We start from the raw sequence: 10973 nt of genomic DNA, 5'->3' as shown, positions 1-10973 counted from the left end.
TTGACCGACTAATGCGTGGGTTTCGCCGAGGATGGCACTGTTCTGTTCAGTGGAAAGTTCGAGCAGTGAGTCGCCACTGCGGATGGCCTGACCCTCGTGAACCAACAACCGCACCACGGTGCCGGTGCTGAAAGCGGAGATATTCAGCAGGCCGGCAGTAGGCACCAACTGACCAGTAACGCTTTCGCGCCGGGTGTATTGACCGAAGATCAGCAACAACAGGATCGTTGCCGCCAACGTTAGCGCCAGCATGGTCAGCAACCAGCGCGAGAGGGGCGGAGCGACGATGATGTTTCCCAGCCATTCACCGCGCTGGGACACAGCAACTTCCTGTCGAAACAAGTAACCAGTCGATGCCACGCTGTCATCCTGACTTTGTGCATGTGTGTGGTGGCTATTAGTTTCGTAATTTCTTGCGCATGTCAAGTGAGAATTTCTGGCGCCTTACCAAAATCGCAGCTGCGCCGCGGGAGTACGGCGTAGATAGCGTCATCATCGGCGTCTTGATTTCGTATGACCTGGTGCGATGATTTGCCTTCTGCGCGCCTCGGATGCTGACCTTATCCCCGTATTTGTAGTGGCCTATAGGTAGCGCCATCGGCCGTTGTGAGATGGTCCAGATCGCCTCAGCCAACAGCACGGGTGTGCTGTTGGCGAGCGACGTGTGCGGACGGATGTGATGGTGCTCGTCTCTCAGTGATTCGATCTTTGCGCGAGCGTCATCGAGCGATCGAGGCCAAGGAGTATTCAGCCGTTCATCGCGTAGAGAGCCGTTGAAAGATTCGATGAAGGGGTTATCGGTCGAAAAGTGGCTTGATGCCACCGGCGCTCCGTATCGATGTGCGCCGGTTACCCAGGCATTCGTTCAGCCTATCGTCCTGCGCGGATGAAATGCATGCGGTGAATCATCGACATATCCGGAGTGAACGGGGTGACCCAGGTTTCCAGGCCGCGCAACTTGCCGCCCAGGAGGTAAGGGCAGCACGACAACCCCGTATGCCGCTGGACTGGGCCGGCGTCGGTGTATTCGATCAAGTCGTAGGCGCGTGGGCGCACACGTTTTTGTATCACCCAGATGTGCGCGTTGCCGTCCATCCATGCGGGTTGGCTACGGCGCTGCTCCAATAGGTCGGTCCACGCCTGGCTTGAGAGGTTGCAGCCGAAGTAGACCTCTTTTGCCTGATGCGAATCCGATTTCTTGAGAATGTAGTCGGCATGATTGCGCTGCACTTGCTCCAGTTCGTCGCCTTGCAGCAAGGACAGCACCCGCGTCCACGGCAGCAGGCTTTCCACCGCTTCGCGCTCCTCGACCGACAGCGACGCAGGCCTGGCGGCCGGATCGCTAAGCCAGGCCAGAAACAGTTTTGAATCGAGCACTGACAGCCATACCGGCACGGTGCAGTCACGCATCGATGGCATCAAGGCTGACAGTAGCGCGGCAAAGTTGTCGCGGTCGCGATTGACCGAATAGATCGAGCAGGCGCGATGCAGCCATGCGGCGCGGTCGCGGCGAGGTGGCGGCACGGGTTCGCCGGCATAGTGGATAAGGTGTTGCACACCGGCCGTCTGCTGGTTGAGATAATTCAGCACCGGAGCCAGCTCGCGCCGGGTGGCTTCGTCGTTCTTCATGATCCAGTGCAGGTCGCACGGCTGGCCGTCGGCCAGCTCGGCAAAGTATTCGGCGAAACCTTGCAGCGGTCGACCGGTAGCGAGAACGTCGGCGGGTAGCGAGAACAAATCGGCGGCCATGACCCACAGGTCGTCGGGCTTTTCGTAGCCGCCCACGGCGGTGTCGAAATTGGTTTCCACCACCATCGGGCCGGCCTCGCCAAGCACGATATCTGGGCGCCCATACAGCAGTCGCGCGATGTCTTTCGATAACAGCTCGCTGGCGGGTAGCGGTACGCCTTCATCGAGTACCGGCCAGCGTCGATAGGCACGCACGATATCCAGCAGGCTGGCGTACTTGTCCCATACCTCGCCATGCATGGTCTTGGTCTGCAGTGCATGCAGAATTTTCAGGTGAGCGCGGAACAGTGCCAGCAGGCGCGCTTCAAAGCGTGCTACCGAGGAGGCCGCCGAGTACATCGGCGCCATCAAGGTGTCGGGCGTTTCGTGCCCCCAGGTGGTGCGCTGCAGACGCTGGCGAAAGTTCTGCAGCAAGGAGGCCGGCTCGATCGCCACCGTCTCCAACGGATAAAGCAGCGGGTCCAGATGGCTCTTGGATGCCATGGAAAGTGTGGAGTCCATGGCTTACTCGATCACCAGCGGTGGTTGCATAAAGCCCTGGCGGCCGACATTGGTCGTCTCTTCGGCCGAGGTGCGCACGATCAAGCCAGTAGCGTCGCCCTGGAACAGAAAGCACGCCAGCGAAGTGAATACTTGCGTCGGTGCGCCATCATGCAGTTGCCGGGTGATGCATTGTTCCACCGGGGCCAACTCTTGCAAGACGAAGTCGTCACCGGCGGGTTCGGCACGGGCCGCTACCAGGCTTTGCTGCCACTCGGCATCGGTGCTGCCGCGACCAATCAGTACGCTACGCCCGCGTGTATCCAGCGAACGCTTGAGCACATAGCGCTCGCGTTGCGTGGCAACCATGGCCAGTTCTTCGTTGGATAAATGCCGTACCAGCAAGGTACGCGGAACGATTTCTTCGATCAGGGCGATCTCATCGGCATTCAGATACTGACGCAGCAAGGGGCTCCACAAGAAGGCCAGGGTGCTCTTCTGCTCAGGCAGATACATGCTGGGGAAGGAGTTGACTGCAAATACCGCATTCGCCTCGTAAGCATCCAGGTAAGCATGCACTTCGGCGGTCGTACGGCTGAAGGCGCACTCATAAGCATCCGAGCCGTGTGTGTCATCGAATTTGTTGAAGGTGAGCTGGACGGGGGTGTCGCCGTACAAGAGCTGGCGTCCATCAAAGCGTAGGTCTTCCACGAAGCAGCGCACCACATCGCAGCCCTCGGCACGGAACTGCTCGGCGATATGATCGAGCTCGGTATGCATGGTGAGATAGCGGCTGTTGAGCACCGCGACGCCACGGCCGGCACGCAGGTAACCCGATTGTTCGGCCGAGCGCAGCATGGCCTTGGCAAAGGCGCCGGGTTTTTCCAGCGGTGTTTGCACCGGCTTTAAACCGTGCTCGCGCAACTGGGCCAGGCAACGGCTGTTCTGCAGCATGCGCACGAAATACCCGCTGTAGGTGGCCGCGGCGGGTGAGTGGGAGTTCAATTCAAAGATGCGCGGGGTGCCGCGCTCGTCCAGGGTAAAGTCGTAGCGACAATACTGAATGCGCGGCCGGTAACCGGCACCCATGCGGATCAGGCGATCGTGCCGCGGTTGCAGCCGAAAAAAATCCCGTACCTTGGGTTCTTCCAGATAAAGATCGATGACCCGTTCGAGAATCTGGAAGAGCCGCTGGAAACGCTCCGCCGCCTGCTCGAACGTCCGCCGAGTCATCACATAAGGCAGGCCCTGAAAAGGGATCGGCTTTTGCTCATGGCAAATGCCGTAGCTGCTCAGCGAGGCGAGGTGATCGATCTGGTCCCGCCGCAGTGCTTCGGCGCTGACCAACCCGGCCACGCTCTCCGACAATAGATTGCAACTGCCATGCTGTCGCAGCTTTTGCGCCAGCACCTCGGTCGGTGAATGGTCAAGTAAAGCACTAGCGTTCATGCACGTTCACCCTGGTTATCGGCAAACGCTCAGATTAGCCAGCGGATCATCCAGGCCATGTGAAGACAACCATGCGCAAGCTCAGCGGCCGCATCTGCGAGCGACCTACAAGAGCGATGTAGCGGTGCCGGTTGCACTCAAGGCCGGCGCAGGGTTATTTGCCCAAAGCACACGACGTCAATGGGTATTTAGCGAGGGCGGCGGTCGCTGGCGCGCTTGACTGCACATCAGCTGTTGCGCGCAGTCAGGGGTCGGCTTTTGTCGACTTGGCATACCATGGGCCCGGTACACCCACAGCTAGAGGCCGCATATGTTGTCCGAGGATGAGTTGGCCTTGCTTGAAGCGATTCGCGATAGCGGCAGTCTTTCGCGCGCGGCCAGTCATCTGGGCAAGGCGCCCTCGACGATCTCGCATGCGGCGCGGCAGCTTGAGGAGCGATTCGACGTTTTGTTGTTCGATCGGCGGCGCTACCGCCTTCAGCTCACGCCCGCGGGCGAGCTTCTGGCCAGGGAAGCCGGGCGCCTGAGCCAGGATGTTTCGCGCCTGCACCAGCGAGTGAAACAAATCGCCAGCGGCTGGGAGGATCACTTGCGCCTGGTCACCGATGAACTCTTGGAGTTCGAAACACTGATTCCCAGTATCCGCGCCTTTGACGCATTGAAGTCGGGGGTCAGCCTGCGCATCACGCATGAAGTACTGGCCGGCACCTGGGAGGCATTAAAGGAAGGGCGGGCAGATTTGCTGGTGGGGGCAACCAATGAGCCGCCGGTGATACCGGCATTGCGCTGGTTTGAGTTGGGCGTTGTCGAATGGGTTTTCGCGGTCTCGCCGCGGCATCCGCTGGCCAAGGAAAAATCGGCGCTGGACCATGAAGCTATTTCACAGCACCGGGCCGTTGTGGTGGCCGATACGTCGCATCGCATCGATGGCCGTGGCTACGGCGTGACCAGCGGACAAACACGCATTGCGGTGCCCAGCATGCGTGCAAAGATTTTTGCGCAGCGCGATGGCCTTGGGGTGGGCTGGCTGCCGCGTCATCGCGTAGCGGGTCTGTTGAAAAGCGGCGCGCTGATTGAGAAACGCACCGCCGACCCGCGCGAGCCCAATATGCTTTACGTCGCCTGGCGCGGCGATCAGGAAGGGCGCGCGCTTGCCTGGTGGCTGGAGCAATTGCGCCAGCCACGCTTGGCCAGGCGTCTGGTGGATGGACTGCCGCTGCCTGAGTAGGCAGTGTTATCCGAGACTTTTGAACAGGCGCGTCATGCGGTGTGCTGGCGCCGCGCGATTTATCGAACCAGCGACGCTGCCCGTTCCAGCTGGGTGATGACACTTGCTAGCGTACACAGCCCCTGTTTGTTGGGCACACAGCCGGCTGGATGCAACGTCAGCGTCGCAGGTGGCTGGCGCTCGTTGATCGGTTGGAGCGCGCGCAGCTGTGCCAGGCTTTGTGCTTGATAGAAAACACGCACATAGCGACGATTGGCCGCATCCCGCCACAGCTCCATGCCCAGGGCGCCGCCAACCGGCGGGTCATCCTTGCCATAGCCTGGCATCTTGAAATGCAGGTCGAGCACGCTGGCCAGGGCGACGATGTTGTTATCGCTGCCGACCATCACGCTTAGCCGCGGGGCGTGATCGTCTTGCAGGGTCGCGATGAGATGCTTGCTCATCACCGCGGCGACCCGCTGTGCCATGTAGTCGGGTCGCGCGTAGATATCGAACAGCAGCGAATGCAGGCGCGACAGTGATTCAAGCTTGCCGGCATCGGTACGACCCCAGCCCACATCACTGAGCGGCTTGCCCTCCACATAAGCCATCAAGATCGCTTCGGCGGTTCCCGATGTGCTGGCGATAGGGCCGCTCAGGGCGAGGTGTTTCTGGTCGGGCGACACGGTGAGCGCGCCACGCCAGTTCTGCGCATCGCAAAAAGGGGCCGTGGAGTCAGCGCCGCAACCCATCACCTGGGCCATCGCCGCCAAGTCGTCGGCATGCGATGCCGTCAAGGCATTTGGCCCTCCGCTGTGTGCCTGGATCGAAGCCACGGCGTCAGCTGCGCTCCATGACACGGCGCCGGCTTCGATCGGGTGAAACAACGGATCTTCGCTGCCGGGTGGCTGGTGTCCGATGGATATCGCGCAGCCGGGGGCGAAGCCTTGCGCAAGCGCCTGGGCGCTGGCGATCGTGCGTTGATCGGTATTGGCCCAGAACCATATGCTGGATGAGTCGGGGCATCCCTGTGCGGCAAACAACTGGTGGGCGACAAGACGCTGCCTGTCGTAGCGACCCATCAGGGCTACCCCGGCGATGCCATGCTGGGTCAGCTCACTGGGTGCCTGCGACCAGCTTGGCCAGGCTTTGCGATTGATTTCATCCAGCTGGATTTCACCGGGAAGCGGTGAGCGCACGCCATGCCGATAGAGCAGGACGACGCGCTCCAGCTGGAGATGGCTGCCGGCAACAACGATGGGGCTGGCTAGCGCGAGCCCCATCGATACAGTTAGCGCAGCCGCAAAACGACTGAGGCCGGATAAGGAATGGACAGGCAAAGCCATGAAGAGAGCCGGTGGGAAATCGTCGTTGAGATAGCGAGGCACAAGGGCATGAGCGCCGATCGGCCATGTCGATCATGACATGGCCGACCACGCGTTCTGGATGGCCAGAACCTAGAAGGTGTAGCTCAGGTTGAGCATGTAGACGCGACCGGTATCCAGATAAGCGCCATCGGCACCTGGGTCATAAGCCAGGTAGCGTCGGGACTTGCCCTGGGTTTCGTAGAAGGTGGCGTTGTTGAGCAGGTTTTTTACGGCGACACCGATATCGACGCCATAGGGCAGATGATAGGTGGCATTGAAATTAAGCGTCTTGACCGGCTGCAGGTAGTAATCCAGGCCATTGCCGGTCAAGCCGATCAGCTGCAGGCCGGTGTAGTTGTAGGTGAGGTCGGCGCGCAGCTTGGCATCGTCGTAGAACAAGTCGATGTTGTAGATGCGTTCGGGTGCGCGCGGCAGCCAGGTCTTTTGCCCTTGATGATCGCTGCGTTGGCTGTCGGCAGAACTGTGCTGCAAGGTCAGGTTGCTGCCGATGCCGAAATGCTTCCACACGCCGGGCAAGCTGACAAACTGTTTGCGCACGGCAAGTTCGGCACCGTAAAGCGTGGCCGTGCCGCCATTCTCCGGCATGCTGACGGGGATGCCGCCGGTGATCACGGTGCCGGTGGGTACGTTGCCGCCCAGCGTGCTGTCATTGCTGGTGCTGGATTGCGAGGTGTAGACGAAGTTCTTGATCCGCTTGTAATAGGTGGATGCGGTGAGCAAGCCGCCATTGGCGTCGTAGAACTCCGCCGACAAATCGAGGTTGTCAGCGGTGGTGGGCTTGAGATTGGGGTTGGGCTTGGAAATGCCGACGACCTGGCCGGTGGTGTCGTCAATCGAATAGGTGGTTTCACCGGAGATCAGGCCAAAGGCCGGGCGGCTGAAACTGCGCCGCACCGACGCGCGGTACACGCTTAAATCATCGGGCCGATAATTCACGCTGATGCCGGGCAGCACCTCACCGTAAGTGCGGCCGGTGCTGACGAATTGGCCGGTGGCGTCGTCGCCGTTCGACTGCCAGGAGCTGGCCGAGTAATGGGTCAGCTCATAACGCACACCGGGTAGCACGGTGAAGTCGCCGTAGCGAAGGGTGGTCATGACATACGCCGCGTAGATATTTTCACGGCTGGACGTGGTGTTGGCGTTGTAGTCGTTGGCGGTGTAATTGCCCGCGCCACGGGGATCGTTGACGTACTTGTACGGCACCGCCTGTGACAGCACCCAGCTGCGATTAATCAGCTTGAAGGGACCGGCAAAGCGGCCATCGAAGGCGCCGTTGACCACTTGGCCGGGCAGGGCGCCAAGCGAGGGGCCGCCCGGTGCGTTGTAGGGATAGTTGGGGCCGCCGAAATACGGACCGCCATAGATAAAGTTGTTGTCGTCATGGAAGAACGGATGGTCGTAGGCGTTGCGCTTGGAGGTGTCTGCGGAGACACCAAACTTAAAGCTTTCCAGCGGGCCGGCGTTGACTCGATAGGTGCCATCGACATGGGCATTGATGCGGGTGTCTTTGCTGCCGGCATCATGGCCTTGAACCTTCCAGAACGAATCGGTATTGAGACTGTAGAAGTTGTTTCTCAACGCCGCCGGGTTGCCTGCAATGCTTGGGTAGGTGGGGTTGCTCAGGTCGAAAGCGAACTGGCCCGGCGTGGGGGCGCCGTAAAGACTGGCCTCGACATAGTCGGGTCGGTTGCGCGTGCCGTAGCCAAAGGACGACCCATAATCGAGCTCCAGCTGGTCCAGCCGGCTGTTGCCGCCGAGCTGCAATGCCGCGGTTTTCTCGTCCATGTCGCGCGTGTTGAAATAGCCGCCGCGCAAGATGGTCGTTGCGCTTTGATTGCGTGCTGATGCCTGGTCTTGCTGTCCGTTGATGCTATACGCGCCATAGATGGCGCGGGCGTACAGCGAGGTCGTCTCGCCATGCCAGTCCAGCGATACATTGGCGCCGTAGCGTTTGATCTGATTGGTGTAGATGCTGTACTTGTACTGCGAACTTTGCAGCAAACCGGCCTGGCTCAGGTCGGCATGGTTCGTCTGGCTGGGATCGACCGGCTTATACGATGAGTTCGGTGCCACCGCTTCCGCCGCAGTGTTGTTCTTGCCGTAGTAGACCGCGGCATAGATACCGTAGGCCTTGTTTTCACCGAAGCGTCTGGCGAACTCCTGCTGGATGGTGCCGCCCTTGTTGGACACGCCAAGATCATGGGCGAGGCTGTTCATCTGGCCTTGCACGGTGGTCTTGGCGTAGCTGTCTTTCTCGAAGTCGAAGGCGGTCGGCGTGCGCATGTCGATGGTGCCGCCGATCGAATCGCCCGGCATGTCGGGGGTCGGCGCCTTGGACACCTTGACCGATTGAATGCCAAACGGCGCCAGCATATTCAGCGAGATGGCGCGAGTGGACGAGTCGGTCTCGGGCAGCGCAAAACCGTTGAGCGTATAGGCGTTGTAGCTGGAATCGAGACCGCGAATGGTGACGTATTCATTTTCACCGGTGGCGGCCTGGCCCAGGTGCATATCGCTATAAGCAGACAGCCCCGGCATATGCGCAACCACATCGGCAATATTGGCCGAAGGCACCGCATTCATTTCCTGCTTGCTCATCACTGAGTTGACGCTGACGGAAAGCCGTTGCTCGTCGACGCTGCCGATGTCGGGAATCGTATCGGCGCTGACGCTTACCGTGGACAGGGTTTTGGTTTTCTTGTCGATATCGTCATCGGCGTGGCTGACCGTGCTGAGCGCCAGGCCGATAAGTATCGAGGCCGTGAGTAGGCTGAATTTGTAAGATTTGAGCATGATCAAGAAGCCGAGCTAGGTGCTGGATGGGGTGACACCGTCTGATCAGGCTGCGGGTCGCAGCCTGGGGACGGTTACACGGGGTGGTGAGCGAGCGCACAGCTGCTTCCGCGCGAAAGCGGGGCGCTCGTTACCGGCTGAGGTTGGGGTGGAGTCTGTAGGCGCTTGCTACGGCGTCGTGCTTAGGGCGAAAGATCGGCGCCGTTGCAGATGCCGGCGGCAAACTGTGGATTGCAGCGCGCGTGCGCATGGTTGGGAAAGCTCACGACGTAACCGGAAGCCGCCGCTTCGTTATCGGGATAATCGGTGCTGAGAATCTGCGCGCCGCTTGCCAGCATGGCATCGCGTCGCGAGGTGTCACGGCGTGCGGATTCCTTCAGGTTGGCGTCGGTGCGGGTACGTACCAGATAACCCTCCTTCACTCGCTGGGTGATCGCTGCCGCGCTGCCGTCGTTGAGTTCCATAAAGGCAGCGTCATCAGTGCCGGGCAGTGCATTGGTAAACAGCACTCGGTCGCGTAGTGACGGGTGACCCTTGAGATACGCCGCGCCTACCGAGTGTTGATCGAGCAGAAAGATGATTTTCCCGCGGGCGCTTTCGACGCTGGGCCAGCCCTGCTTGCGGATGGCCGCGTTCAAGGTGGCAAAGTGGCCGCGTACATCGTCCGGGCTGATGTACTCGTCGCGAGCAAATACCGAGCGGATCTCCGCATCCAGTGCGTCCAGGGCCTTGCTGTCGAATGGTTCCGGCAGCACGCTGGGGAAGGTGAAATGCTGCGCGGTCTCCTCCGTCTCCAACAGAATGAATAGCGGCAGATGGCGCGGATGCGCCTTGGACCATGCGCGCACTTCGCTCAGACAGGCGATCAGCGGCTCGCAGTTGCTGCGTTGATCCATGTCCTGGATATGCATGACCTTGAAGCCAGGCTTTTGCATGATCGCGGGGTCGGCAAAGGGCGCATCGGCCGGTAGTCCGGCCTTGGCGACCTGGTCAATGGCGGCAGGGTGTGCGTAACGTCCGCCCTTGGCATCGCCGTAGATATCCAGCTCGATTTGCCGGACACCGTCATCGAGCTGTTGGCTTAGTGCGGGGTGCGAGTATTCGAGGATGGCCAGGATGTCCGGCGCCTCGCGTTTCCATATCGCCGCCTCGCCGGCAGCCAGCCCGGCGTGATAACTATTGTGGCTGCCGATGTATTGCAGCTGGTTGAGCTTTAATGCGGCGGGGGCTGCATGGCCCGCCTGCGCAAGGCAAGCCAACAGCAACGCCGACAGCACGCGCCATGGGTAGCATCGCGCTGATGCTTGCTGAAGCGAGGGCAAAGCGCTCCCTTGCCCCTTATGCAGGAGACTCGTGTCAGGCATGGCGTAACTCGCGCAGAGAAAAGGATGATGTGGGGGCCGACTGGGTCATGACATCAGCTGTCAGGGGAGGACTTCAATCGATCTAATTGATGTGCATTTTATGTGAAGGTTTCTTGCAGGGGAGTGACGCTGCCATGAAGGTTGCCGTCACATTTAGACGTCTAAATTTCATCTTTGTCATGCTTGGTCGAGGAATAGACGTCTATATGCCGGCTACGCGAAGAGGTCTTCGTCAATGGCAGGCGCGACGATTCCGCCCTCGATGAACCCGCGCGGCGATGACAGGCTCGGTGCATGCATCGGTGGATGCGACATCGCGTCTGCTCCACAGGGCCATCGATGGGTTGCGAGGCTCGTCTATCGCCGGTGGTCATCGACGTGTCGAGATGACTTCGGCGAATGGTTCCATCGCCGCGATGCGCGGCAGGAGATGGGCGATACCGATGCGCCGGGGATGGTCATGGCTGGTCTGGTCTGGCCTGGCCTTCGGCTGGCATTGGCATTTGCCGGTTATGTTCAGCGAAAAACGCATTTGTGCGGCCT

At 60.3% G+C, this 10973-nt stretch carries 6 protein-coding genes and 2 pseudogenes; 1 reads left to right on the top strand and 7 read right to left on the bottom strand.

The window, feature by feature from the left end; translation table 11 throughout:
- From OUZ52_RS20995 to OUZ52_RS20980, 4 genes and pseudogenes are all read right to left on the bottom strand, one after another.
- A pseudogene (locus OUZ52_RS20995) lies at window positions 1-321 on the bottom strand (anibiotic ABC transporter); the annotation flags it as partial.
- A 301-nt stretch (window positions 322-622) separates the two neighbouring features.
- Window positions 623-802 (bottom strand): annotated as a pseudogene (locus tag OUZ52_RS20990) (integrase core domain-containing protein); the annotation flags it as partial.
- A gap of 68 nt (window positions 803-870) precedes the next feature.
- Window positions 871-2250, bottom strand: coding sequence for a hypothetical protein (locus OUZ52_RS20985; RefSeq protein ID WP_266160519.1), 1380 nt, complete (start codon window positions 2248-2250; stop codon window positions 871-873).
- Between the two features lie 3 nt (window positions 2251-2253).
- Window positions 2254-3678 (bottom strand): hypothetical protein, encoded by a 1425-nt coding sequence (locus tag OUZ52_RS20980; RefSeq protein ID WP_266160518.1) that lies wholly within the window; start codon window positions 3676-3678, stop codon window positions 2254-2256.
- Window positions 3679-3988: 310 nt separating this feature from the next.
- Here OUZ52_RS20980 and OUZ52_RS20975 point away from each other — a divergent pair, with 310 nt between their 5' ends.
- Window positions 3989-4906: a LysR family transcriptional regulator gene (locus OUZ52_RS20975; RefSeq protein ID WP_266160517.1), complete on the top strand. Its 918-nt coding sequence runs from the start codon at window positions 3989-3991 to the stop codon at window positions 4904-4906.
- Between the two features lie 59 nt (window positions 4907-4965).
- Here OUZ52_RS20975 and OUZ52_RS20970 read toward each other — a convergent pair whose 3' ends face one another.
- From OUZ52_RS20970 to OUZ52_RS20960, 3 genes are all read right to left on the bottom strand, one after another.
- Window positions 4966-6231, bottom strand: coding sequence for a histidine-type phosphatase (locus OUZ52_RS20970; protein WP_266160516.1), 1266 nt, complete (start codon window positions 6229-6231; stop codon window positions 4966-4968).
- A 111-nt stretch (window positions 6232-6342) separates the two neighbouring features.
- Window positions 6343-9066, bottom strand: a complete 2724-nt coding sequence (locus OUZ52_RS20965) for a TonB-dependent receptor (RefSeq protein ID WP_266160515.1) — start codon at window positions 9064-9066, stop codon at window positions 6343-6345.
- 182 nt (window positions 9067-9248) lie between these two features.
- Entirely contained in the window at window positions 9249-10343 is a 1095-nt protein-coding gene (locus tag OUZ52_RS20960; RefSeq protein ID WP_266160514.1) for a phosphatidylinositol-specific phospholipase C1-like protein, read from the bottom strand.
- Window positions 10344-10973: the final 630 nt, after the last annotated feature.

This window comes from Dyella silvatica (genome assembly GCF_026283955.1).
GTDB lineage: Bacteria > Pseudomonadota > Gammaproteobacteria > Xanthomonadales > Rhodanobacteraceae > Dyella_C > Dyella_C silvatica.
This window is presented reverse-complemented; position numbering and strand designations above follow the sequence as displayed.

Bases quoted from the DNA above. Each gene is read 5' to 3' on its own strand.
- OUZ52_RS20985 (WP_266160519.1), bottom strand. From the start codon at position 2,250: ATGGACTCCACACTTTCCATGGCATCCAAGAGCCATCTGGACCCGCTG.
- OUZ52_RS20980 (WP_266160518.1), bottom strand. From the start codon at position 3,678: ATGAACGCTAGTGCTTTACTTGACCATTCACCGACCGAGGTGCTGGCG.
- OUZ52_RS20975 (WP_266160517.1), top strand. From the start codon at position 3,989: ATGTTGTCCGAGGATGAGTTGGCCTTGCTTGAAGCGATTCGCGATAGC.
- OUZ52_RS20970 (WP_266160516.1), bottom strand. From the start codon at position 6,231: ATGGCTTTGCCTGTCCATTCCTTATCCGGCCTCAGTCGTTTTGCGGCT.
- OUZ52_RS20965 (WP_266160515.1), bottom strand. From the start codon at position 9,066: ATGCTCAAATCTTACAAATTCAGCCTACTCACGGCCTCGATACTTATC.